Here is a 23301-nt window from a genome sequence, read left to right on the forward strand (position 1 = left end):
TCGGCCGCCGCCCGGCGTGAACAGGCCTTTTACCAACATTCCTCCTGCACCTGCTGCAGGTCGAAGTCGCCGACCGGGATCTCCGCCGCCATTAGTGGTTGGTTCGCTCAGCGAAATTCCCCCGCCTCAAGAGCCCGTCATGGGTGCGCGAGGGCCGTCCGCTGGTCCTGATCGGTGACTCTGGCACCGGTAAATCGCACCTGCTGATCGGCGTGGGCACGGCGATCGCCGAGGCCGGCCTCACCGTCCGCTACACCACCACCTCGGCCCTGGTGAACGGCTCGCCGAGGCCGATGCGGCCCGCTGGCTGTCCTCCGTGATCGCCCGCTACAGCAAAGTCGACCTTCTCTGTCTGGACGAGTTCGGTTATCTGAATCTGCGGCGGTGCGCTTCTCGCACGCCGCGAAGGCGACCGGCTGTACCGGCTGGGTCCGGTCCGGCGCCTGGATCTGCGTCTTCTCATCCATCGAGCGAGCTACCGCACCGCCCGGCGGGGCCAGATACAGGCCGATCGCATTGGCCACCTTTTTCGCGAACGCGGGGGTTCCCGTGCGCCACCCGGACGCTCTCCGTCCAGCCCCGCCAGGCCCCGCTCGGCATAGCGTGCCTTCCAGCGGTCGATGGTCGGCAGCGATGCCCCGAGCGGCTCGGCGATGTCCTTGCGTCGACGCCCCTCGCCCGACCACAGCACGTTCCGGCCCCGCGTGGCTATGTCCGCAGGTACCTCCGTGCTGTTCACCAACTCGCGCAAATCGGCGGCCTGTTCAACGGACAGCTCCATACCAAGAGACCCTGCCGCACAAGATCAAGTAACGCTGACGGAATCACGCGGCACTGTTCGAGGTATGACCTGGTTATCCAGGGTTACTGACAAGTCGCAGGATGAACAGAAGGTTTCGGGGTCTTCCGTGCGAGTGCACTAACTCGCCGATATGTACAGGGAGTTCATAGGTTGCCGGTTGGTGATCGTGTTCTACTGCCGTGGCGCGACATATCCAACCGTCCAGTCCTGCCTTGGGTGAAAGTGGGCAGGGCCAGAAGGGGCACGTTTTGTCTGGTAGATCCAGAAGAAAACGCATGGTTTCCCGAATAGCCATCGGCGTTGCCATGCTGTTGCTCGCAAGTACCGGCGCCGCGGCCAGCGCCGCCGGCGCGGGGGGTACGGGGGATCCGGACCCGAACGCCGCACCGTCCAGCCGTCCGGCCGCCGGTCCCGAGGTGAGGTCGGCCGCCGCGGCCGGTTCCCGTCCGGTGTCGGGAAAGAGCCCGACGGCGGCACCGTCCTTCCGCAAGGACGCGGACGGGTTTCAGCTCGTCGTCTCGCAGAAGGTTCAGCTGAAGAACAAGGTGACCGACGCGGACGGCGACAAGTCGACGCTGACGTTCGAGGTGTGGACGGCGGACGCGGTCGGCAAGCCGCTGACCAAGGTCAAGCTGAACGACAGCCAGTACGGCGTCATCGTCTCCCCCTACGTCGCCTCGGGATCCCTGGTCACCGTGGATGTTCCTGCGGGGAAGCTGTCCCTGCACCAGAACTACGTGTTCCACACCTCGGCGTTCGACGGATCCCTGTACGAAACGACGTGGTCGCCGTGGGCGCCGTTCCGGGTGGAGCCGCCCGTGGACCTGACACTCCCGGCGCCGGACTACACGTCACCGGATCCGTCGGCGTTCGACAACCCGCCGTCCGGGCTTCAGACGAAGCCGCACAAGGCCGGCGCGACGCTGGCCGCGAAGACGAAGACGGCCACGGAGCAGTGCAGCGCGAAGGACGACAAGGGCCGTCAAGTGTGCTTCGGCACGCAGCTCACGCGGGACGAGGCGCCTAAGAAGGTCGCCGCAAAGATGACCGCCGCATCCGACGAGATCGCCGGAATCCCGTGGTGTAACACGGACTTCCCTTCCATCTTGTCCACCCGGCAGACGCAGTGTGACGTGCGGTCGGTGCCGGTCATCATCCGCACCGACGGTGTCCCCGACGCCACCGCGTACTTCATGTTCGTGCGGACCCTGCAACTCGACGGAGCGAACAATTTCACCGAGCACCTCCTGATCGAACCCGCGCAGCAAATCCCGCTGGACTTCGCCGAGATCGACCTGAACCTCGGGGATCACATCTGCCAGGGATCGTGCAAGCCCATCCAGCCGGACGCCTCGGCGTGGAAGGGGAAGAACTGGTGGGTTCCCGGTGAGATGCACTCGGCGGAGATCACCACGCCGTACACGTGGGACGCCTCGGGCGTCAACACGCAGGAGCTGTTCAAGCCGGACGTGAAGATCGACGGGAGCATCCTGCCGTCGGACGGGAAGATCCGCCCGTTCATGACCGGCTACCAGTGGTCATTGGACTACCGCGGGGACACGTCCGAGCTGGACCAGATCCGCTGTGACACGAAGGACGCCGACAAGGGTGTGACCTCGGGCTGCGTGTTCGTGAACTCCGCACCCACGTACGAGTTCAACGCGAAGAAGTTCCCGCAGGCGGCGGCGCACGGCTGGCTGATCCAGACGTACAACCCGACGCACCCCGGCTCGGAGGCCGAGCGCAAGCCGCTGTACTACATGAGTGACAAGGCGCAGAACGACCGCAGCCGTGGCCGCATCTGCCCGACCGGGTGGGCCGCGGAGAACGGTGACGCTTCCGCTCTGACGGATGCGTCGGACGAGTTGAACTGCGACGAGTTCGCGTTCGCGTCCTCGTACAACAGCGGCGGCATGTCGTCGGCGGAGGGCGGCCTGAACCCGGCCCTGCTGCCGGGCAAGACCACGCCAACCGGTGACGCGTGCCTGGGCACCTTCGCGAAGAAGCTCGGCGCCTCGGTGCACCTGTTCAGCCTGAACGGTACGGATCCCACGTTCCAGGAAGTGTGCGGCCGCTCGGCGATCTCCGGCAAGGAGAACCAGGAGTCCATGGGTGGGCACTTCGCCACCTTCATGACGGACATGCGGTTGAGAGACAAAGATGCGTACTGGCTGGATACCCGGATCACGCCCGGGACCACGTGCCTCGGCGGGGGCACGCCGGTGATCTGCAAGCTGACCGCGCAGTAACGTCGTAGAAGGAGACCGGCCCCACCCCGCTCGAACGGAAGAGCACGGGGGTGGGGCCGGACTTCGTTGTACCAGGTCAGACGGCGGGCAGCGCCACATAGGGCAAAGTGCCGGCGGTGACGGCGCCCTGGTCGATGACGACTCCGGTGTAGGCGCCCACCGCAGCGAACACCGGGCCCGCGATGTTCACCAGACGGTCTTCGTACGCGGGAATGTCCGCGTCGTCCTGGGGGCGCGGGGGCAGGACGGCCCCGGCTTCCTGGAGCGCGGCGTCAAGGGCGGATCCCTGCCCCGTGTCGGTGGTGAACTCGGCCCGGTAGGCGTTCCCGTCGCCGGGCGCGTGAACGATCATCTTCGGCGGGCTGAACTCGTTGAGGGTGACACAGATGATCTCCTCGTCCGGGTAAGGGCGCATCGACTTCACGCCGCCCTGGTAGCCCGTGTACCAGGTCGCCCGGCCCCAGTCCTCAAGGACGTACAGCCATTCACCGTGTGTCCCGTACATCGCCGGGTGCTGGTCGGCGGCCGGCGCGCCCCGGTCCTGGTAGGGGGTGCGGGCGGCCAGCTCGTCGAGGTCCGCACCGAGGCTGATGAGGAACTCGTCGTGGCTGTCGAAGCCGCGGGCCAGGGTCAGGGAGATCCCGCTCAGCATGCCCCTGCCCGGCGCGGCCTGGTCGCTGTTGGTGTACCGGCCTATCCAGCCAATCGTGTCGGTCATGGGCTGAACGCTACGCGCAGGGACGGACATCGCTGCCTCAACGGACGCTGAGGGTGAGCGTCGTCTCAGGGTCGGGATCGGTGCTGGTGGCGATGGTGCGGGACCGGGTGACTCCTGGCGCGGCCTGCGGCGTCCTCGTCAGCTTGCGGATACGCGAGGCGCACCTGACCGACTCCGGGGCGGTCCGGCGGGAACCGTTCGTCACCGCCCGTGGCCGGCCCGGTCAGGGGCGGGTCCCGGCCGCCGGCTCCCGCCGGATGCCAGACGTCATCCGCCCGCGCGCGGCCGAGAGGCGCGCCCGGCGCAGATCCCGCCGGGCCGGGCGGCGCCTGATTGCTCGATCCGGCGGCGGCTGCGATCCGGCGGCGGCTGGGCATGCTGCGAGTTTGGGGGAGAGGAGGAGAGCGTGTCCGAGATCGACGAGGTGGCCAGGGCATCGCTCGGCCCGCCGCTCGGGGCAGGCGAGGCGGTACCTTCGCGGGGCACGCACCCGGACCGCATCCGCACGGCCGCGACCGCATGCAGGCGGGCCGGCCCTGCGGCTCTCCTCCCACTTCGGCCTCCCGGGTTCCGTGGTTGCTTTTCGGGCTCATGGGCGGCGCGCTCGTGGACCGTTGGGACCGGCGACGCACCATGTGGATATCCGACACCGCGCGCGCCGCGCTGCTGGTCGCGGCGGCAATCGCGTTCTGGGCCGGTTTTCTCGATGTTCCGCTGGTGATCGTCTTCGCGTTTCTGCTGTGCATCGGCCAGATCCTGTTCGACACCGCGGCCGCTGCATATCTGCCGGAACTGCTCCAGCGGGAACCTGCACAGCTGCAACGCGCCAATACACGGCTGAACAGCACGCAGACCGCCGCAAGCGGATTCCTCGGACCGCCGTCCGTCCCCGCCCTCAAGTTGATCGTGCTCAGACGAACAGCTGGGAACCGAGCGGGTGTTGCCGGTCGAAGCCTTGGAGGATCAGGAATGTCGCGCTGGCGGTTGTGATGGTGAAGGACAGCAGCGCGTCGGAGGTGTCCATGTGCGTGAGGGTGGCGGTGAAGGTCCGCAGGTCGTTCTGGAAGCTGATGAAGAGCAGGCCGGGGGCGGGCTGGTCGGTGCTGTAGGAGCGGCGGAGCATGAGCCCGACCCCGACCACGGTGGCGTGCGCCCTGCGCACATGGGCGTCCGCAGGGACGAGATAGCGCCCGTCCGGTGTCTTGGCCCCGAGTTCCGGGCCCGAGGCGGCGGTGCCGCCGGAGAGGGGGACGCCGCTGGCCCGGCGCCGCCCGAAGACCGCTTCCTGCTCGGCCACGGACAGGGAGGCGAACCGCGGCAGGTCGAGTTCCATACGCCGCAGCACGGCAAGGGTGCCGCCCGCGACCGCAGGGGGCCCCGCCAGCCACAGGTCGCGTTGTCGTTCGGCGGCCGTGTGCGGGCCCACGATGCCATCGATGAAACCTAGCGGGTTGCGTGGCGCGGTAAGGCCGCTGCCGACGGACACGTTCGTACCGCGGCGTGCGGACTGGCGCCAGCGTTCGCGGATGCGGTCACCGGCCTGGTCCAGAAGCGCGGCGGCGACGACCGGTAAGAGCAGCGCGTCGCTGGCGCAGATCTGTATCAGCAGGTCACCGCCGCGTGCTTGCGGGGCGATCCGCTCGCGGGAGAATCGCGGGAGGTCGGCCGCGCCGGGCAGTGAGGCACCGGCCGTGCGCACCAGCCGGGGGCCCACGCCGACGGTCACGGTGAGGTCGCCCGGCGGCAGGCCCAGCAGCCGCGTGTCGGTCCCCGCGGTGAGTGTGCGGATGGCCTGGCCGAGCTCGTCCAGTAACGGGCCGGGAGCCACGGTGGCACCGAGGTCGGCCACCACGGCGAGCAGGTTGGGCTGGGCCGGCTGGGGGAGTGTGATGCCTGCCTGATGGCGGCCCGTCGCCGGAACCGGCTTTGGCGTGGCCCCTGGGGTAGAGGCGTGCTGGGCGGAGTCCGATGTGCACCCGGCGGTCAGACCGGCGGCCATCATGGCGCCGGTGACATCGAGGAACGTGCGGCGTGACGGGTGGTGATCGGCTCGGCGCATGGGGTGCAGAGTGCCACAGCCGAATCGCGCGTGACGGTCAACCTCGCGATTCTGGCGGGGAATTGGGCATCATGCCAGACTGGGATCATGCCTCGATTAGCTCTTCGCGTGTTGGCGGCGGTAGTGGGCACGCTGACACTGGTGGCAGGCTGCGGCGACGATGGCGGATCGCGGGCAGGCCGGCGTCCGGCCGGTGCGCATGTGACGATCGGAGTGCCTGCCGATGCCCCGACGATCTCGGATGCGGTGTCCTTGGCTCGGCCCGGTGACCTGGTGCTGGTCGCGCCGGGCGTGTACCACGAGTCGGTGAAGATCGACACGGCGCGCATCACTCTTCGCGGTGCGTCCCGGGACAAGGTCGTCATCGACGGGCGGTTGCAGCAGCCGAACGGCGTCGTCGTCTCGGCGCCCGGGGTGGCCGTGGAGAACCTGACCGTGGAGAACAACACGCAAAACGGGGTCCTGGTCACCGGTTCGGCGAAGGCGGCCACCGGCCTGCCGGGGCACAGCGGCGGCTACGACACCGGCGACGAGCCCGTCACCTTCCTGAAGTCGTTCCTGGTCTCCCACGTGACCGCGACCCGCAACGGTCTGTACGGCATCTACGCGTTCTCCGCGCGGAACGGTGTCATCGAGCACTCGTACGCGTCAGGCGCGGCCGACTCGGGGATCTATGTCGGCCAGTGCAAGCCCTGTCACATCGTCGTGCGGGACAACATCGCCGAACTGAACGCGGTCGGTTACGAAGGCACCAACGCCAGCGAAGAGATGTACGTGGTCGGCAACCGCCTGGTCGGCAACCGGGTCGGACTCACCACCAACTCCGACCACCAGGAGAAACTGCTCCCGCAGCAGGGCTCCGTCATCGCGGGCAATCTGGTCGCGGCCAACCAGCAGAAGGCCACCCCGGAGCAGGCCGACGGCGGGTGGGGCATCGGCGTCGGCATCGACGGCGGCAGCGACAACCAGTTCATCCGCAACCGCATCGCCGACAACAGCAACGCCGGGCTGACGATCACCGCCACCGCCGACCTGCCTCCGGTCGGCAACCAGATCGTGGACAACACGTTCACCGGCAACGGCCTCGACGTCGGCTGGATGTTCCCCAGCGCCACACGGGGGCGGGGCAACTGCCTGCGGGGCAACGATCTGCGCACCACCGTGCCCGCCCGGCTCGCGACGACCGCGACCTGCCCGCTTCCGGCCGGGGCGTCCTCGCCGGGCGGCAGGTGGGCGGCGCCGAAGGCGCCCGGTGGCATCCCGTTCACCGAGGTCGCGGCGCCCGGGCCACAGCCGCAGTTCCCCAACGCCGCCACTACGGGTGCCACCGCCGTCCCGGCCGTTCCGGTCCTGCCGAAGACGGCAGGCATCGCGCTGCCGTCAGCGTCCCTGCTCGCCGGGAACGCGCGGGTGCGGACGTCCTGAACAGCGGCTACCGGAGCGGGGTGACTCCGGGTGCCGGCTTGACCGGAACGTACTTATGGGTGTCGAAATCGATGACCACCGGCTGCGTTTCGGAACCCACGCTGACGCGGACCCGGTACATGGTGCCGTCAGAGCCGACCCAGTAGCGCACGCGGCCCGCCGTACCGGCGCGGTCGGGGGAGGACGGTCCGGTCATGACGTCCACCCGATGCCCGTCGACCTGGTCTCGTCCCAGCCAGGCGGCGCCGTTCTGCGGCAGCAGTTCGGCGTTGTCCGGCCGGTCGCTGCCGAGGCGGAGCGCGATGGCCAGCGAACTGTCCAGCGCGCTGCCGGATGTCAGCAGCGGACGGCTGTACCAGGCCGAGCGGGGCGGCGACGCGGGAGCGTGCGCCGGGGCGTTCGCCATCGGGTGGACCAAGACCGAGGTGGCCGTCCACTTGATCAGCCCGTCGCTGGAGGTGTCGCGCCCGGTGCCGTGCACCACGCCGTAACCGAGCTTGCGTTGGTAGTCGACGGACCCGGTGACGATCAGCCGGCCGGCGGTACCCGGCACCGTGATCGTCACCGCGCGGCCGTGCGCCTCGTAGTTGCGGAACCGCGTGATCGCCAGCCGGTTCGCCTCGTCCGAAGACAGTGCGCGCGGACCGCCGGGGCCAGAGCCGCCGTCGGCGATCAGCACAGCTGCCACCGCGGCCACCGCGACGGCAGCTGTGCTGATGACGGCTGCCGCCCAGCGCTGCCGCGGCCATTGGCGCCGTTCAGCGGCACGGCCCGGTAGAGCTCGCTGGATTCTCACGCTCCGCACGCGGCTCGACGCTGTCACTCTTCTGCTTCACCCTCTCGCTCACCACACTGCTCGGCCGCCGTGCGGTCGCTGCGGCGCTCGGCAGTTCGGTGACGGACGACGCCGAGGCCGGCCCTCGTGGACCGGCCGGGACGTGATCCGCCCGACCGCGCCATCCGGGCCGCGGGCGAGCAGATCACTGTGTTCGGTTCGTTCAGTGTTTCCGGGCGTGACACTTCCGGCTCATGAACGCGATGAGGCCCGCACCCACCAGCAGACCGACCAGGGCGATCGTCTCTGGCAGTCCGGACAGACCGGTGTGCGCCAGCGAGCCCCCGCCCCCACCGGACGGGGCCGGGTTGGCAGGCGGCGCGGATGACGGCGGGGTAGAGGCCGGGGGTGAGGTCGGGCTCGGGGTCGGGGTCGGGGTGGGGGTCGGTGTCGGTGTCGGCGTTGCCTTCGGGATGTACACGCCGGCGTCAATCGTGTGATCGACGCCGCCCGGTTTGACCGGCGCCGTGACAGGCGCGTAGCCGTTGCACAACCGCCCGGTGGTCGGCGGGGTCACATTGGAGTCATGCGCACGGTTGGCACCGGTTCGCGGGAGCGTGAACCGCACCTCGCTTGTCGGGGGCCGGCCAGGCACCTTGCCGGTGTCCGCGGTACACACGTCGAACTGCACCGTGTATTTCGCACCCGGCGTGAGCCGGTATTCGGCGCCGACCCCACCGAAGTAGTACTCGCCGGCGGCATCGGTCCTGGTCGTGGCGACCTTCTTGCCGTCCGCGTCCAGCAGGTTGATCGTCGCCCCCGGCAGCAGCACTTCCGCCGGGTCCTGGATCCCGTTGTGGTCGCCGTCGAACCACACGACGTTGCCGATCTGGATCGGCGCGTTCGCCGCCGCGTACGCGATGTCACCGAGCCCGCCGGCCTTGCCGAACCCGCCTTGTTCCCGGCTGACGAACTGGAACCCGTTGGCGGTCGGGTTGTTGCCCGGGCCCTGACCGGTCGTGATGTTGTGGTAACCGGTCCCTGAGGTCGCGACGTTGACGACCGGGTCGAACTCCGTGCTGACCACCCACTCCTGCTGCGGGATATAGGCCACCGACCCCAGCGCGGTCTCCTGGTGCGCGTTGGCGTAGAAGTCGCCCGGGAAGTACTCGACGACATCGGCGGCCTGGCCGCCATTGTTGGCGGGGGTGGCGTGGTTGGGGCAGCTCCCGGTGCCTTCCCACCGGTATTCACCGGTGGGAGTGGCGCAGACCATGGTGATGTCACCACCGGACATGCCGTTTTCCGCCGTGTCGTTCCCTGGCCGGGGGTCCAGCCCTCCCCAGCTGAGCACGTCCATGAATCGGTCGCGGAAACCCAGGATCATCGAGCCGTCGCGGGCGAAGGCGAGGGAGGCCAGCTCCGGCTGCGGATCGATGAAGACGTTGCCCGCCTTCCGGTCGTCCCACGTGTCCAGGCTGGTGTTCCACGGGTTCCAGTGGGTGGCCTTGTCGCCGGAACCGAAGACGCTGCCGCGTTCGGCCGTGAGCGGGTGGCTCAGCACCGTGGTGAACCGCTTGCCGTCGTAGGTGGAGACGAAGGCTTTCAGGTCCGCGCGCTGCTGCGTGCTCTCCGCGCTGCACACGCCGCCGACGTACAGCGTGTTGTTGTGGACCTGGAGACCGAACGGCCGCCAGTCGTCGGGGCTCGCGCACCCCGGGTCCGGGATCGGGACCGTCGACTTGGGCGCCGCGGCGGTGGCCCCTGTCGCGTCGAAGCTCACCAGGCTGCGGGTCCGCAGGTTCACCGCGTACAGCGTGGCGCCGTCCTCCGACAGGGCCAGGCCACCGATGCTCTCCTTGCCCGGCACGTCGGTGAACCCGGGATCCTTGATCATGTTGGCGGTGTCGTGCCGCGTCACCGCGGCGTCCGGCACCCGCGCGAACAGCTCCGGCGCACCCGAGCCGTTGACCGGCACCGTGTAGATCGCGCCCCCGCCCTGCGGCCCGTACGGGGCGTAGCGACGGGCGAACGCGCTCTGGAACAGCCGGGTCCGGTGCTGGTCGTACGCCAACCCGAACGTCGTGCCCACCTGGTCCTGCGTGGCCAGCGTGGTCGGGCACGCCACATCGGTGGGACACGTGCCCCGGGTCTTCGTCCCGAACGCCACCAACGCCCGGTTGTCGGTCCCGTTGGCGCCGTTGTGGATCGGCGCGAAGTAGCGGGAGTCCGGCAGTGCGTAGTCGGCCGGGTCCCACACTCCCGTCGCCACCGAGGCGTTCTTTCCGTCCGACACATCCACGAACGACGTGAAGCTGTCGAAGTGGTTCTCCGCCGTTGAAGCGGGCGCCGCCCGCAGATAGTTGCTGTACGGCGCCGGGATGCTGACGTCAACGCGGTATTGGCCGCCGCTCAGCACGGTCGACCCCGCGACCACGACCTTTCCGGTGGCATCCGTGACGCCGGTGACAACGTGCCCAGCGGGGTCGGAGACCTCCACCTTCATGCCCCGCTGCGGCACGTCCATCGTCGCGTTGATCACGCCGGTGCCGAAGAAGTCGCGCAGGACCTCAACCGTCAGCGTGCCGTCGGCGGTCGAAGCGGCGGCCGGTCCAGCCGTCGCTCCCACGGCGCCGCCTGCCAGTAAGAGGACAGACAACCCCATGCGCGCCAGCGGCTCCACAAGCGTCCGGGCCGACCGGCGCGAGTCCTTGCCAACTCGTTTCATGGCATCACGCTCCACACTTCTCTTGTCTTGAAAACGAAGCCCCCGCTACGCGCTGCACGTCCACTGCGCCTCGGGCGCGAACGCCTTTGGCGCACCACGGAAAAGAAAAAGGGCCCACTGCTGTTGCGTGGACCGCTTTGCGCTGATCGTTTGGAGAAATTCGCGGGCGAGCCGTAAGCACCGCAGGCCGGGAAAAGCGAACGCGCGTTCAGTGCCTCGGGCGGCATCACCTTGCATGGTGTGTTCCTGCAGCTCAATCACGGCACCCTCGCCCCCCACCGCCGACCTCACAGGCCGCCGCCATCACGAGCAGCGCGCGACATTCTACGCAGCGGAGTCTCGCCGTCACCAGCAAAACCCATGGAATCCATCGGGGTTCGCGATAGTTCCCGAGTGCCGAGAGAATGGCAGCCACTGTGAGTCGAGCCGAGCCGTTAGGGGAACCCCTAACGGAATGACCCGGTGCCGCTTGCCGTTTCCCGGCGGCTCGGTCCGGCTGCGTATGCCGGCGGAGGTGCGATCGCCTGCGCGTCCGCTCCCTCGCTGACCCACAGCGTGATGAACAGCGCGGCGGTCGCCTCCAGGAGCCCCGCACGGTCGAGACGCCGCCGGCCACGCCATGTTGCCCGTTCCCAGCACGCCGACTCTCATCACGCGGTCACCTCCGGTGCGTGCTTCGATCGTTCACACCGACGCCAGAAGGTGGTTCGGGCACGATCGCCGCGCTCGCAGCATCTTCGTTGGTCGCTGCGCTGCTCGCGGTCCGGACCGGTCTCTCAAGTAGGGGAATCGGCTTCGAAGTTGGGAAAGTGGCGTGGCTGTGCGAGGCAGCTGTCACCATGGCCGGCATGGCTGCCAAGAGATGCGACCGTTGTGAGCTGTTCATTGGCGAAGGCTGCGTCTGCCCACCAGACGGATCGGTCCCACGGGCCGATGCCGGAACAGCCTCCGCACAGGCTGGGCGACAGCCCATTGCTCCTCCAGACAGAATCCTGATCTCTCCACGCGGGGTGGCTCACCTTCCGGATGCTTGCAACCACCATCCGGAGCAGAGCCATCGAGACGCAGGTTGGGGATGGATCCCACGGCCGGCGAAGGGGCTGTGGGAGGGCATAGACGCAACGCGTCCGGTGCAGGCCACGGATGGCGATACGACTCTCGTCGCCCATCGCCGGTGCGGCAGCTGCCTGTCATAGTCAGGATCACGCCACGATCCCCATGCGGCGTTCTTCCGGCCGCCGCATGTGCTGCCCACACTGCTCCCGAGGGACTGAGGGGGAGATGAGGCATGGCTACGCGGCGGGGGCGTCGCTCCGCGGCGCGCAGGCGACGTCAGGCATTACAGCGGTCGGCCGTTGTGGGGGATGCGCTGCTGCTCATTCTGCTGGTGGCGTTCTGATCGACCATCTGGCCGTACGTGGTGGGGATTGCTGTTCTGGGGGCCGTTGGGACTTTGGTGTGGTGACTGTGGCGTACCGATCGACTGCTCCGCAGCCGTGATCGCAACTGGCGAGGCGAGGAGGAGGTAAGGCCGGCCACCGGACGCTCGCCGAGGTGGACGTGATGTCAGGGCGGCGCGGGAGTCTTCGCTGCTGATGGCGGGGGAGCGGTCGGTGTGGAGGCAGTGAATGAAGTGAAGGCGGAACGGAAGTGCTCCAGGGCGAGGGCGTCGTGACCGGAGGCCCACGTCTCCATCGCGACCGTGCCGCATAGCTGAGGACACCCAATTGCCTTGCGATTGCTTTGTAGTTGGTCTCTCCGGTGCAGGGGCTGTTGTTGGCCACTGCGTTCACTTTTTGAAGTGATGCCAGCGGTCTTGACGCCCATCTTTACGCCGAGTTAACTCAAGCCCTGCAACAGGTCTGGACCAGCCTGAACCGCTCTGGTCCCGACGTCGTTTCCGGTCGGCCGATCCGACTGTGCACCGCTTCTCGGAGGGCAGCCAGCCATGCCTTGAGCGTCCAGGTCTTCAACGCCCCTTCAGCGCTCCGGTGTACACGCACCTCTGACGGCAGCACGACCGCCCCGGGCCGACGCCCGCTCCCCCCACCGCACAGGAGCCCTTATGAGTTCACCAGCACGGCACGGAAGCAGATCGCGGTCACGGCACATACGCGGCGCCCGCCGAAGCACGATCGGCGTGGTCGCCGCTGCGCTCATCGGCGGCACCACGACCGCGGCGGTCGGCGCCGCACCGTCCGACGGGCCCAAGGCGACCGACGTGCCGCAGGCCGTGGCCCCGTACCTGTACAACGGGTGGGGCAACCCGCCGGATCCCGGCAAGGTGATGGACGCCACCGGCGTCAAGTGGTTCACCCTGGCCTTCGTCCTCAGCGGTGGTACATGCGATCCGCAGTGGGACGGCAGCCGTCCCCTCACCGGCGGCGTCGATGCGCGGACCGTGGACGCGATCCGCGCCAAGGGCGGCGACGTCGTCCCCTCCTTCGGTGGGGCCGGCGGCAGCAAGCTGGAACAGACCTGCCCGGACGCCTCGGCCTTGGCCGGCGCGTACCAGAAGGTGATCGACGCCTACGGCCTGAAGGCGATCGACATCGATATCGAGGGCGATGCCTACGACGACCCCCAGGTGCAGCAGAAGACAATCGACGCGCTGAAGCAGGTGAAGGCCCACAATTCCGGCCTGACGACGTACGTCACGTTCCCCAGCGCCCAGAACGGCCCGGACGACAGCATGATCAAGCGGGCCGCGGGCTCCGGTCTGGAGGTGGATGGCTGGACGATCATGCCGTTCGACTTCGGCGACGCGGGCGGTCAGGACATGGGTGAACTGACGAAGAAGGCCGCCGAGGGTCTGAAGAACACGGTCAAGGACGCATACGGCTACAGCGACGACGCGGCCTACCGGCACAGCGGCATCTCGTCGATGAACGGCATCACCGATGCCCAGGAGCGGGTCACACCGCAGAACTTCGAGGCCATCCGCGCCTACGCCCAGGAACACCACCTCGCCCGCCTCACCTACTGGTCGGCCAACCGCGACCGCCCGTGCCCCGGCGCCTATCCCAACGACGACACCTGCTCCGGCGTGGACCAGGAACCCTGGCAGTTCACCAAGATCTTCGCCGGATACACGGGCTGAGGGAGGCATCGTGAAGCTGAACATGACCCGCGACGAGTCGGGCCGGCCGCGCCATCGCAGGCGCCGCGGCCTGCCCGCCGCTGCCGCCGCCCTCGCCCTCGCGGCCGGCACCGTGGCCCTCCTTTCCCCCCAGAGCGCGAGTGCAGGGCCCGAACACAGCACACCGCAGAAGCACATCACCGCGGCCAACGCTCCGGACCTCGGCCCCAACGTCGACATCTTCGACCCGTCGATGTCCAAGGACCGGATCCAGTCCCGGCTCGACACGGTCTTCAAGGAGCAGGAGAAGAACCAGTTCGGCGAGGAACGGCATGCGCTGTTGTTCAAGCCGGGGAAGTACGACGTGGATGCCAACATCGGCTTCTCCACACAAATCGCCGGGCTCGGGTTGTCGCCCGACGACACCGACATCAACGGCGATGTGCACGCCGAGGCCGACTGGTTCGGCGACAATGCGACGCAGAATTTCTGGCGCGACGCCGAGAACATGGCCGTGACCCCGGCGAACGGCACCGACCGGTGGGCCGTCTCGCAGGCCGCGCCGTTCCGCCGGATGCATGTGAAGGGCAATCTGCAGCTGGATCCGCGGAACCACGGCTGGTCCAGCGGCGGCCTGCTCGCCGACACCAAGGTGGATGGTTCGGTCTCCTCCGGGTCGCAGCAGCAGTACCTCTCCCGCAACACCGAGTGGAGCAGCTGGAACGGCTCCAACTGGAACATGGTGTTCGTCGGAGCGACCAACCCGCCGGCCGGCAACTTCCCCCAGCCGCCGTACACCACGGTGGACAAGACTCCCAAGTCCCGCGAGAAGCCGTTCCTCTACGTCGATGACGCCGACACCTACAAGGTCTTCGTCCCCGACGTCGCCTCGGACACCCGGGGCACCAGCTGGTCCGGCGGCACCCCGAAAGGCACTTCCCTGCCGCTGAGCGACTTCTTCATCGCCAAGCCAGGCATGACGGTGTCCCAGATCAACGGCGCGCTGAACCAGGGCAAGCACCTGCTGTTCACGCCCGGTGTCTACCACCTGGACGACACGATCAAGGTGACGAAGCCGAACACCGTGGTGCTCGGCCTCGGCCTGGCCACCCTCGTCCCCGACGGCGGGGTCACCGCCCTCTCGGTCGCCGACGTCGACGGAGCGAACATCGCGGGTCTGCTGATCGACGCCGGCCGGGAGCGCTCGGACACGCTGATGGAGATGGGCCCGAAGGGTGCTTCGGCGCACCACTCCGGCAACCCCTCCTCCCTTCACGACGTCTACTTCCGGGTCGGCGGCGCGGGCGTCGGCAAGGCGACCAAGAGCCTCGTCGTCAACAGCTCGGACGTCATCGGCGACCACACCTGGATCTGGCGGGCCGACCACGGCGACGGGGTCGGCTGGACGCAGAACACCGCGGACAGCGGACTGACCGTCAACGGTGACGACGTCACGATGTACGGCCTGTTCGTCGAGCACTACCAGAAGGACCAGGTGGTCTGGAACGGCAACCACGGCCGGACGTACTTCTTCCAGAACGAGATGCCCTACGACCCGCCGGACCAGGCGGCCTGGATGGACGGCGACACCAAGGGCTACGCCGCGTACAAGGTGGCGGACAACGTCACCGACCACCAGGCGTACGGGCTGGGCAGCTACTGCTACTTCAACGTCAACAAGTCCGTCGCCGCCGACCGCGCCTTCCAGGTACCCCGCGCGAACGGCGTGAAGCTCCACCACATGGTGGCGGTCTCGCTCGGCGGTACGGGCACGATCAACCATGTCATCAACGACCAGGGCGGCCCGGCGAACACGGACCACCAGCAGGCCTACGTGGTGGACTACCCGTAGCGCACGCCCGCCCACTCCTCCTCCCCGCCCCCACAGCGCACGGCCGCCGGCTCCAACGGCGGCCGTTCGCCCAGGCCCACGACACGTCCGGGACCCCAGGTGGTGCAGCCGACGTTCAGGTGGCCGGCGAAATCTGATGCAAGGTCCTGTGCAAGCGCCGGGGCAAGGCTCTGTGCAAGGTCGCTGGGTGGCTTCCCTGCCCTACAACGTCCCAGAGCCGGAGACTCGTAGAGGGCTCCCTGGCGGACTCGATGGCGGACCCCGCTGAGCGCTCCGGAGGCCACCTTCACCAGCCGCCGGCGCATGTGCAGGAGCGGTGCGATGTGGCGAACCTCGACTGGCTCGTTGCGGTGCCTCTTCGGGTTTGCGGTGATCGCCGCGGTGGTCGCGGCCTGTATGGCGTCGATCGGGTCGATGTCGGCAAGCGAGGTGGTGAACGCGCGGGAGTCGAGCAGGGCCTCGGCATCGGCGCCGACGTCCGGCGCAGTGCGGTGGACGGCGAGTTCGACGGCGGTCTGTCGGGCCTGCGCCTGCGAGGCGGTCAGCTGTGCTGTCAGCTGCGCGGGGTCGGCCTCCTGGCCGTCCGGGATGATGCCGAGGGCGTGGCCGATGTCCTGGGCGAACTGCGTGCGGGCCTCGTCGGCGGCGCGCTGCTTGGCCGTGACCCTGCTCATTCCGGCCTCGGCGCGGGCGGCGGCGAGTTCGGTTCGAGTCGGGTGATGGTCGCGGCGGCGTCCTCGCCCTGCGCCGGGGCGGGCGGCGCGGTCGGGTTCGGCGCGGTGCCGGTCGGAGGCTGCCTGATCGGCGGCGTGGCCGGGTCTCCCTGCGGCGCCGCGGCGGGGGTGCTGCTCGTCGCTGAGTCGCTCATGGTGCACTCCCGATGCGGTGGGTGCCTGCTCCTGGCAGGCGCGTGCGGACATGCGAAAGGGGCCCGCTCCTGGCGGGCCCCTTGGGGTGGTGTTGTCGGTGACGTGTGCTAGCCCTGTCCGGCCGATCTTCTCGAGGCCGCGACGACAGACATCATCAGCAGCCCGGGAACGTCGCCGACAGACCGACGCCCAGCCGGATACCCACAGTCGGTCAAGAAGGCAGAGCCCACCGAGTGTTGACTGTGCCGCAAGGGCACAGTTTGTACTGGGGCACGGGGGTAGATCCCTAGTTCTGCCGCTGCGCGCGGATCACCTACTGCCGCGTGCGGAAGTCCACACGTTCAACGAGGACGGAGTAAAGCGTGCCCATGATGAGAAAGCCTGTTCGGGGCGTTATGGCCGTGATGGCCGCGGCGCCGATGCTTTTCCTGGCGACGCCGACGGCAACGGCCGCGTCGGGGACACCCGCCGCGGTGTCGGCGGCAGAGGTGGACATGAAGGGCCTGCCCCCATGCACGCAGATGAGTTGGTGCTTCGGTGAAGAAGATCGCGGGCTGTTCAACATGGCCCCGGGCAACAGCATGCCGACTCTCGGGCACTTCGACAACAAGATCGACACTGTCCAGAACAGGGGGCGCATCGCGTTCTGTCTGTACGACGGCAAGTACTACCGGGGGAGGATGCTGAAGAAGGTCAAGCCGGGGGTAGGGGGCCTGCTGTACGTGAGGGACCGGAACAAGACGAGCAGCATCCGGGCCTGCTGACTGACCGTCCTGTGCCCGGTCAGCCGCAGCCGACGGCGCGCCCAGGGCTCAGGAGGTAGCGGCGTAGTCGCCGGTCTCCGCATCGTGGCAGTCAGGTTGCCGTCATGCGGGGGTTCGGTCAGCGTCTTGGGGCGCCTGCGGAGGTGTGTGCCGCGGGCGCCCTGGCTATCTGTGGCAGGTTGCTGGTGAGGTGACAGAGCGAGTGCAACCGTCACAGCGCGAACGTTGCCTGATGCGGCACTAGTGCCGCGAGGCAGTGAAGGAGAGACGCCGATGGGTTATGTGGTGTTCCTGGTGATCGGTCTGGCCCTCATGGGGTACGGCGGTTATGAGGCCGTACTCCGCTACCGCTTGCGGCGCCACGGGATCCGCGCCAGAGGTTTCGTGGCCCGCTTCGAGTCGCGTTCCGGCGCAGGAGGAAGTGGCGCCACCCGACACGCGGTGGTCGAATTCGTCGACGACCAGGGCTGCATGCGCGAGTTTACGGACCGGGAAACGGCGCGCTCGGGCCTGCGCCTGGGAGGTCCGGCCCCGGTGATCTACCTTCCCGGCGCCCCGGGGACCGCGCGGATCGACGTGGTCTGGAGAAGCTTGAGCAGGATCGTGCCATGCCTCGCTTTCGGCTGTCTGTTCGCGGGCCTCGCGCTCTGGGAGCTCGTCCGCCGCTGAGCCGACACGTAGGAGCAGTCAGTTCGCGTCGCACGGGAGGCGCATCCGGGAGGGCTCGAACGGGCCTCACCCCGCAAGCGCTCCCTGAGGATCCGGCCGACACCATCCCGCTCGGCCCCACCACGCTCCTCGCCCGGACCGGTAGCGGTGTGTTCGTAGCCTTCGAGGTCGGCGACGGTGCGAGCCAGGCGGCGGAACCAGGTGGTCTGCGGCCTGCCATCGATGGCGTCCTACAGTGCTCTGCGCGCGGCGGCCAGGTCTTGGGGGCGTCCTGGGTCGAAGTGCGCGTGGGCCGCCACGTAGCACCAGAACGTTGCATGTTCGGTTTCTCCGGCCGTGGCGAGTTGGGCGGCTGCTTCGCCCGCCTTCTGGGCCGCTCCCGCGTGGTTGCCGAGCCAGGGGTCGGTCGTTGCCGAGACTTCGGAGCCGGCGCTGGAGACGTTGCTGTTCCCGCTGGCGCCACAGCCGGACCGAGCCTTGCGACGAGGGCCCGCTGGGGCGGCGGCTTCGGCCGCTGCGGAGGGCTGCGCGACCTGTTGCCACAGGGTGGCGCAGGCCCGCAGTGAGCCTTCCCAGCCCTGGTCGTAGATCTCCAGTGCGCTGCGGATCGTGGGTTCGGTGCCTGCGGGGATCGACCAGCGGGCGGCCGGGTCGGCGAGCACCTGGGCGAAACTCGGGTCCAGTCCGAGGTGGAGAGAACGGTTGGTCCGTTCGCGGCTGGCGCGGCCTAGGGAATGTCCTGGCGATCATGAATGAAGCCAGATCGTGAGGGCCGTGGCGGTTACCGTGCCAAGGAAGACGTCGCCACGTGTGTCGTACCTGGCGGCAACCGCGCGGAAGTTCTTGAGCCGGCTGATCGCCCGCTCGACGGTGTTGCGCTTCTGGTACCGCTCCGTATCGAAACCAGGCGGCCTGCCGCCGCTGCTGCCGCGCCTGCGGCGGTTCGCCGCATGGTCGGCCTTCTCGGGAATGACGTGCAGAATGCCTCGTCTGCGCAGGTAGGAACGGGTGTGGTGGTTGCTGTAGCCGTTGTCCGCGCTGACACTGTCCGGCGTCGTCCTGGGCCGGCCGACGGTGACGCGCGGGACACGGATCCGATTCATGACCGGCTCGAACTGAGTGCAGTCCGCCCGCTGTCCGGGCGTGACCAGCATCGATAGCGGGCGGCTGCGGCCACCCGCACTCAGGTGGAGCTTGGTGGTGAAGCCGCCGCGTGAGCGGCCGAGTGCCTCGCCTTCTGCACCACCTCCGCCGGGAGGTCGACCAGTTCCACTCGGATCCGAGCAGTCTTGATCGCCTTTGCAAGGCCCCCTTTGAGGCTCGGCGGCGGCGCAGCTCGTGCTCCGGCCGCGTGCTGGTGGGCCCGTACCGAGGTCGAGTCCACGGCGATGTCCCAGTCGATATCGCCTACCGCGTCGGCTTCGGCCTGCACCCGCTCGAGCAGGAGTTCCCAAGTGCCGCCTGCCGACCAGCGGCGACGCCGCGCGTGCACCGTCTTCCACGGCCCATATCGCTCCGGCAGGTCACGCCACTGCACACCCGTCCTGATCCGGTACAACACCCCGTTGATCACCTGCTGGTGATCCCGCCACCTGTCACAACGCCGTTACTCACCGGCAGGAGTGGCCGAAGCCGCTCCCACTGAGCGTCCGTCAGGTCACCTCTGTCTCCCACAGTCCTACCAACGACTGGACTGGTCGTCAGGGCGCTGCCCAGGGCCTGGCGATGCTCGGTACTGACCGCTCAATACGGTAGCGGGGCCCGGTCGAGTGAGAGGACGCGAAGACGTGGACGTATATGAGGCCGTGGACAGTCGCAGGGCTGTGCGGGCGTTCAGCGATGAGCCGGTATCCAAAGAGATACTCGAACGAGTGCTGACTGCAGCAACGCGGGCTCCGTCGAGTGGGAACCTCCAGCCGTGGCATGTGTATGTCGTGACCGGCGAGCCCTTGGCCGAACTGAAGAGGCGCGCGACGGCCAGGGCGCTGGGGGGAGACCCAGGTGATGAACGGGAGTACCCGATGTACCCGGCCGAACTGACGTCACCGTATCTGGACCGTTTTTCCGCCGCGGCCGCTCAGCGGTACAAAGCGCTGGGAATCGAGCGCGACGACCCCGATAGGCCCAAGAAGATCGCCGCCTTGAACTCGGAGGCGTTCGGTGCGCCGGTCGTCCTGTTCTGCTACGTCGACCGGACGATGGGGCCCGGACAGTGGGCTGACGCGGGGATGTACTTGCAGACGGTCATGCTGCTGTTGAGGGCGGAGGGGTTGCACAGCTGCCCCCAGGTGATGTGGACCATGTATCGCAAGACTGTCCGCCGGACAGTCGGAGCTGATGGCGGGCTCGTACTGTTCTGCGGTGTCTCGGTGGGGTTCGAAAAGGAAGGCGTGCCACGGCTGCGTACCGGGCGGGCGGACATGACGGAAACAGTGAGCTTCATCGGGGTGTGACCGCTGGGTGGTCAAGATCGACAGGACAGGTCCCAGTGCCTGGGTGACTCGTTGGCCGACGCGGTGGCGCATGAAGCCGGCGTCACCGAGGTAGGCAACGACGGATCGCTCGAACTCGCCGCTGGCCTGCGGGACCGTGGTGATGATGACCAGATGGCAGAGGTCGCCCGCGAGGTCGAGCCCGTCGTAGCGGCTGGCAGTGATCAGGTGTCCGTTGGCGACGCCGCTCCAGGTGTCGACCATCGAGTCGTCGCCGGGACGAAGACGGTAGACCTGCTGCCCGTAGGCGGTGAGGGTCTTCTGAAGGGTGTAGGCCTCCGCGTGGCCGGCGCACAACCAGGCGGCTCGGCCGCCGGCCGCATGGGGTGTCCTACGTGGTGAGGCGGATGCTGGACCGCTATGGCCTCGTCGGCGTCTGCGCACAGCCCGGGTTTTCACCAGGAACCGCCCCCAGCCGACGTAGCGTCCACTCCTGCGACAGGAGGTACCCGAAGGGTCGTGCAAAGCATGGAAGGGGAGGCAGCGGTGTGGGTTGCGATGTCGCTACTGGCAGGTCTCACCTGCCTCGGGTTCGGCACCCATGAGGCCGTGGTCCAGTACCGCCTCCAGCGCGAGGGGATCCGCGTCGGGGGCCTGGTGGTCCGCCACCACGTGGAAGGCTCCGAAAATGATGGTGGCCTTGTCTACTTCGCGGTGGTCGAATTCGTTGATGCGCAGGGGAGTCGGCACACGTTCCAGGCCGGGTCATCCGGAGTCAAGGGCCTTCCCGTGGGCGGTGGGGTCCCGGTGCGCTACCTTCCCGAGGCCCCGAAGAGCGCGCGAATCGACCTCCCAAGGAGACGGATTGCGGAGGTCGCGGCTCGTCTCGCGGGCGGCACCCTGTTCACGGCCATCGGGATCTGGATGCTCGCCACCGGTCGTTGAGCTTGTTCCTCAGACCGTGTGCTACATGGTCAGTTTGAGGAACCGCCTGTAGCGGCACAGGGTGCTGCGAGGCCGAGAAAGGCGAGGTAATTGCGGGAGTTGCACTCGTAGCGGGGGCTGAGTCGGCGGGAAGGAGTATGGACGGGGCCGCGGCGCTCGAGACCGACGCGCGCGATGGCTTATTTGATCGAGGAGTTCGGCAAGTCGGGAGACAACGACTGACCGATCCCGACATCGTACTCAGCACTCAGCACTCAGCACTCAGCACTCGGCACTCGGCACTCAGCACTCGGCCTTTCGGCGTCGCCTCATGTTCCTCGCTCGGGTCCGCCGGTCGCGAGGCCGGGGTGCGTCGCGCTTCGGTCAGCAGGGCGCCAAGCCGGTGCAGGACGTCCGCCTGGGCTTCGTTGTAGATCTCCTGGAAGGCGCTGCCGACGGTCTTCTTCGCGTACTTCTCGCCGCGCGGGGCGTCGGCGGACAGTGTGCTCAGCCCCGGGTTCTGCCGCCACAGCTCCAGCACGTAGGCGACCAGGCCTTCGGCCACCTCGGCACGGGTCTGCTCGTCGGCGTCGGCGGGCAGCCGTGCGAAGGCGTCGCCGGCAGGATCCTCGACGGGGTTTCGCAACAGTTCGGCGTAGGCCGCGATGCCCTTCGGGCCGAGCACCCTGCTCATCACGGTGACGAACGAGCGCTCCGCCTCGGGCATGGGAGTGCCGGCCGCGGCCGTGGCGAACTCCGGCGGCAGGTCGGTCGGAACCGACTTCTGCAGTATGAAGCCGAGTTCCGTCCTGGCCCGTTGCAACCGCTCGATGGTGGCGGCGAGTTCGGCGTCGAGCGCACGCAATGCCTCCTCCGGATGATCGTCGGCATCGCCCATCTCGGCGATCCGGGACAGCGAGAACCCCAGGTCGACAAGGCGCTTGATGCGCAGCAGCCGGACGAGATGGGCGACGCCGTACTGCTTGTAGCCGTTGGTGCGGCGCACCGGCTCGTCGAGCAGGCCGACCTCGTGGTAATGCCGCACCGCTCGCAGGCTCGTGCCCGCGAGCTCGGCGATCTCACGCGTGCTCCATGCCATGGCCCGCACTCCGTTCCGACTGCTCGGGTATCGGCGACTGCTCGGGTATCGGTCGGCCGCCCTGACTCACGTCATCCGAAACCATGCCGTCACGGCATGGTCGGTCGTCGCGGCGCAAGCCCCGTAGGAGACCCTCAGTCCTGGCCGCTGGTGCAGATCCCGTTCTCCCAGGCCCAGGCGGCGATCTCGACCCGGTTGCGGGCGGCGAGCTTGCGCTGGACGTTGCCGAGGTGGGTCTTGACCGTGGACAGGGTGACGTAGAGCTCGGCGGCCAGTTCCTCGTTGGTACGTCCGCGTGCGACAAGGCGTACGACATCGAGTTCACGCTGGGTCAGAGGCTCGACCAGCCCACCCGGTCCGCGCGCTCCCCCACGGACCGGACGGACCTCAGAGGCGGTCGGCCGCCTGCGACGCGGCGCCATGTGCGCGAGCAGGCGGACGGTCACCGAAGGGGAGATCAGCGAATTCCCCGCGGCCGCGGCGCGCACCGCTTCGATGAGCAGGCTGGGGGCGCCGTCCTTGACAAGGAAGCCGCAGGCGCCGTTGCGGAGGGCGCGGTAGACGTATTCATCGACGTCGAAGGTCGTGGCGATGAGGACGTTCATCGGGTCTTGGACGCCCGGCCCGGCGAGGAGGCGAGTGGCTTCCAGGCCGTCCAGCTCGGGCATGCGGATGTCCAGGAGGCAGACGTCGGGGCGTAGCCGCCGGGCCTGCTCGACCGCCGCGGCCCCGTCCGCCGCCTCGGCGACGACCTGAATGTCCGGCTGGGAGTCGAGGATCATACGGAACGCGGCACGGACCATGTCCTGGTCGTCGGCGATGAGAACCCGGATCGTCATGCCGGACATGTTCGCAGG

The 23301-nt window shown here is 68.3% G+C and carries 21 protein-coding genes and 3 pseudogenes; 11 read left to right on the forward strand and 13 right to left on the reverse strand.

What is annotated here, in order from left to right; all coding sequences use genetic code 11:
• The first annotated feature begins 98 nt into the window (after positions 1–98).
• Positions 99–320, forward strand: coding sequence for an ATP-binding protein (locus AC5677_RS37705; RefSeq protein ID WP_497192385.1), 222 nt, complete (start codon positions 99–101; stop codon positions 318–320).
• Positions 321–475: 155 nt separating this feature from the next.
• Here AC5677_RS37705 and AC5677_RS37710 read toward each other — a convergent pair whose 3' ends face one another.
• Positions 476–781: a helix-turn-helix domain-containing protein gene (locus tag AC5677_RS37710; RefSeq protein ID WP_497192386.1), complete on the reverse strand. Its 306-nt coding sequence runs from the start codon at positions 779–781 to the stop codon at positions 476–478.
• Between the two features lie 326 nt (positions 782–1107).
• Here AC5677_RS37710 and AC5677_RS37715 point away from each other — a divergent pair, with 326 nt between their 5' ends.
• A complete protein-coding gene (locus tag AC5677_RS37715; protein ID WP_497192387.1) occupies positions 1108–3051 on the forward strand; it encodes a hypothetical protein in 1944 nt (647 codons plus the stop codon).
• Positions 3052–3127: 76 nt separating this feature from the next.
• Here the strand turns inward: AC5677_RS37715 and AC5677_RS37720 are convergent, their stop codons facing one another.
• Positions 3128–3769, reverse strand: a complete 642-nt coding sequence (locus AC5677_RS37720; protein WP_497192388.1) for a hypothetical protein — start codon at positions 3767–3769, stop codon at positions 3128–3130.
• A 519-nt stretch (positions 3770–4288) separates the two neighbouring features.
• Here AC5677_RS37720 and AC5677_RS37725 point away from each other — a divergent pair.
• Positions 4289–4759: an MFS transporter gene (locus AC5677_RS37725; protein ID WP_497192389.1), complete on the forward strand. Its 471-nt coding sequence runs from the start codon at positions 4289–4291 to the stop codon at positions 4757–4759.
• Here the strand turns inward: AC5677_RS37725 and AC5677_RS37730 are convergent.
• A complete protein-coding gene (locus AC5677_RS37730) occupies positions 4680–5828 on the reverse strand; it encodes a Dyp-type peroxidase (protein WP_497192390.1) in 1149 nt (382 codons plus the stop codon). The two genes, AC5677_RS37725 and AC5677_RS37730, sit on opposite strands and share 80 nt — an antisense overlap.
• 213 nt (positions 5829–6041) lie before the next feature.
• Between AC5677_RS37730 and AC5677_RS37735 the strand changes: the two genes are divergently transcribed.
• Positions 6042–7253, forward strand: coding sequence for a right-handed parallel beta-helix repeat-containing protein (locus AC5677_RS37735; RefSeq protein WP_497196904.1), 1212 nt, complete (start codon positions 6042–6044; stop codon positions 7251–7253).
• Positions 7254–7260: 7 nt separating this feature from the next.
• On the opposite strand, the gene AC5677_RS37740 is transcribed toward AC5677_RS37735, so the two are convergent.
• From AC5677_RS37740 to AC5677_RS37750, 3 genes and pseudogenes are all read right to left on the reverse strand, one after another.
• Positions 7261–7941 carry a hypothetical protein gene (locus AC5677_RS37740; RefSeq protein ID WP_497192391.1) on the reverse strand — a complete coding sequence of 227 codons (681 nt, stop codon included), beginning with the start codon at positions 7939–7941 and terminating at the stop codon, positions 7261–7263.
• 310 nt (positions 7942–8251) lie between these two features.
• Positions 8252–10693, reverse strand: a complete 2442-nt coding sequence (locus AC5677_RS37745; protein WP_497192392.1) for an SdrD B-like domain-containing protein — start codon at positions 10691–10693, stop codon at positions 8252–8254.
• A 509-nt stretch (positions 10694–11202) separates the two neighbouring features.
• Positions 11203–11358, reverse strand: a pseudogene (locus tag AC5677_RS37750) (NADP oxidoreductase); the annotation flags it as partial.
• Positions 11359–12896: 1538 nt separating this feature from the next.
• Here AC5677_RS37750 and AC5677_RS37755 point away from each other — a divergent pair.
• Entirely contained in the window at positions 12897–13856 is a 960-nt protein-coding gene (locus AC5677_RS37755; protein WP_497192393.1) for a chitinase, read from the forward strand.
• Between the two features lie 22 nt (positions 13857–13878).
• The gene (locus tag AC5677_RS37760; protein ID WP_497196905.1) at positions 13879–15687 is read left to right on the forward strand and encodes a pectate lyase-like domain-containing protein; all 1809 of its coding nucleotides are present in this window, start codon (positions 13879–13881) and stop codon (positions 15685–15687) included.
• Here AC5677_RS37760 and AC5677_RS37765 read toward each other — a convergent pair.
• Positions 15678–16607 (reverse strand): hypothetical protein, encoded by a 930-nt coding sequence (locus AC5677_RS37765; RefSeq protein ID WP_497192394.1) that lies wholly within the window; start codon positions 16605–16607, stop codon positions 15678–15680. The genes AC5677_RS37760 and AC5677_RS37765 overlap by 10 nt on opposite strands.
• Positions 16608–16918: 311 nt before the next feature.
• Here AC5677_RS37765 and AC5677_RS37770 point away from each other — a divergent pair, with 311 nt between their 5' ends.
• Both AC5677_RS37770 and AC5677_RS37775 read left to right on the forward strand, forming a co-directional pair.
• Positions 16919–17320 carry a hypothetical protein gene (locus AC5677_RS37770; RefSeq protein ID WP_497192395.1) on the forward strand — a complete coding sequence of 134 codons (402 nt, stop codon included), beginning with the start codon at positions 16919–16921 and terminating at the stop codon, positions 17318–17320.
• 273 nt (positions 17321–17593) lie between these two features.
• On the forward strand, positions 17594–17989 hold the full coding sequence (locus AC5677_RS37775) for a DUF3592 domain-containing protein (protein ID WP_497192396.1): 396 nt from the start codon (positions 17594–17596) through the stop codon (positions 17987–17989).
• A gap of 230 nt (positions 17990–18219) precedes the next feature.
• Here AC5677_RS37775 and AC5677_RS37780 read toward each other — a convergent pair whose 3' ends face one another.
• Both AC5677_RS37780 and AC5677_RS37785 read right to left on the reverse strand, forming a co-directional pair.
• A complete protein-coding gene (locus tag AC5677_RS37780; protein WP_497192397.1) occupies positions 18220–18651 on the reverse strand; it encodes a hypothetical protein in 432 nt (143 codons plus the stop codon).
• Between the two features lie 84 nt (positions 18652–18735).
• Positions 18736–19663: pseudogene (locus AC5677_RS37785) on the reverse strand (IS5 family transposase).
• A 113-nt stretch (positions 19664–19776) separates the two neighbouring features.
• Here AC5677_RS37785 and AC5677_RS37790 point away from each other — a divergent pair.
• Positions 19777–20442 carry a nitroreductase gene (locus tag AC5677_RS37790; protein ID WP_497192398.1) on the forward strand — a complete coding sequence of 222 codons (666 nt, stop codon included), beginning with the start codon at positions 19777–19779 and terminating at the stop codon, positions 20440–20442.
• A 51-nt stretch (positions 20443–20493) separates the two neighbouring features.
• Positions 20494–20823 (forward strand): hypothetical protein, encoded by a 330-nt coding sequence (locus AC5677_RS37795; RefSeq protein WP_497192399.1) that lies wholly within the window; start codon positions 20494–20496, stop codon positions 20821–20823.
• 162 nt (positions 20824–20985) lie between these two features.
• Here AC5677_RS37795 and AC5677_RS37800 read toward each other — a convergent pair whose 3' ends face one another.
• Positions 20986–21171: a hypothetical protein gene (locus AC5677_RS37800; RefSeq protein WP_497196956.1), complete on the reverse strand. Its 186-nt coding sequence runs from the start codon at positions 21169–21171 to the stop codon at positions 20986–20988.
• Between AC5677_RS37800 and AC5677_RS37805 the strand changes: the two genes are divergently transcribed.
• The gene (locus tag AC5677_RS37805; protein WP_497196906.1) at positions 21136–21366 is read left to right on the forward strand and encodes a DUF3592 domain-containing protein; all 231 of its coding nucleotides are present in this window, start codon (positions 21136–21138) and stop codon (positions 21364–21366) included. The two genes, AC5677_RS37800 and AC5677_RS37805, sit on opposite strands and share 36 nt — an antisense overlap.
• Before the next feature lie 21 nt (positions 21367–21387).
• Here the strand turns inward: AC5677_RS37805 and AC5677_RS37810 are convergent.
• The 3 genes and pseudogenes from AC5677_RS37810 to AC5677_RS37820 form a co-directional block, all read right to left on the reverse strand.
• Positions 21388–21494, reverse strand: a pseudogene (locus tag AC5677_RS37810) (IS5/IS1182 family transposase); the annotation flags it as partial.
• Positions 21495–21613: 119 nt separating this feature from the next.
• Entirely contained in the window at positions 21614–22444 is an 831-nt protein-coding gene (locus tag AC5677_RS37815; RefSeq protein WP_497192400.1) for a helix-turn-helix domain-containing protein, read from the reverse strand.
• A gap of 134 nt (positions 22445–22578) precedes the next feature.
• Entirely contained in the window at positions 22579–23292 is a 714-nt protein-coding gene (locus tag AC5677_RS37820; protein ID WP_497192401.1) for a response regulator, read from the reverse strand.
• Between the last annotated feature and the right edge of the window lie 9 nt (positions 23293–23301).

It is taken from the genome of Streptomyces sp. JLSY215, assembly GCF_059682825.1.

Coding starts and splice junctions, on each gene's coding strand:
- AC5677_RS37745 (WP_497192392.1), bottom strand. CDS start 10,693: ATGGGGTTGTCTGTCCTCTTACTGGCAGGCGGCGCCGTGGGAGCGACG.
- AC5677_RS37720 (WP_497192388.1), bottom strand. CDS start 3,769: ATGACCGACACGATTGGCTGGATAGGCCGGTACACCAACAGCGACCAG.
- AC5677_RS37715 (WP_497192387.1), top strand. CDS start 1,108: ATGCTGTTGCTCGCAAGTACCGGCGCCGCGGCCAGCGCCGCCGGCGCG.
- AC5677_RS37725 (WP_497192389.1), top strand. CDS start 4,289: ATGCAGGCGGGCCGGCCCTGCGGCTCTCCTCCCACTTCGGCCTCCCGG.
- AC5677_RS37765 (WP_497192394.1), bottom strand. CDS start 16,607: ATGTCCGCACGCGCCTGCCAGGAGCAGGCACCCACCGCATCGGGAGTG.
- AC5677_RS37820 (WP_497192401.1), bottom strand. CDS start 23,292: ATGTCCGGCATGACGATCCGGGTTCTCATCGCCGACGACCAGGACATG.
- AC5677_RS37710 (WP_497192386.1), bottom strand. CDS start 781: ATGGAGCTGTCCGTTGAACAGGCCGCCGATTTGCGCGAGTTGGTGAAC.
- AC5677_RS37760 (WP_497196905.1), top strand. CDS start 13,879: ATGACCCGCGACGAGTCGGGCCGGCCGCGCCATCGCAGGCGCCGCGGC.
- AC5677_RS37775 (WP_497192396.1), top strand. CDS start 17,594: ATGGGTTATGTGGTGTTCCTGGTGATCGGTCTGGCCCTCATGGGGTAC.
- AC5677_RS37815 (WP_497192400.1), bottom strand. CDS start 22,444: ATGGCATGGAGCACGCGTGAGATCGCCGAGCTCGCGGGCACGAGCCTG.
- AC5677_RS37730 (WP_497192390.1), bottom strand. CDS start 5,828: ATGCGCCGAGCCGATCACCACCCGTCACGCCGCACGTTCCTCGATGTC.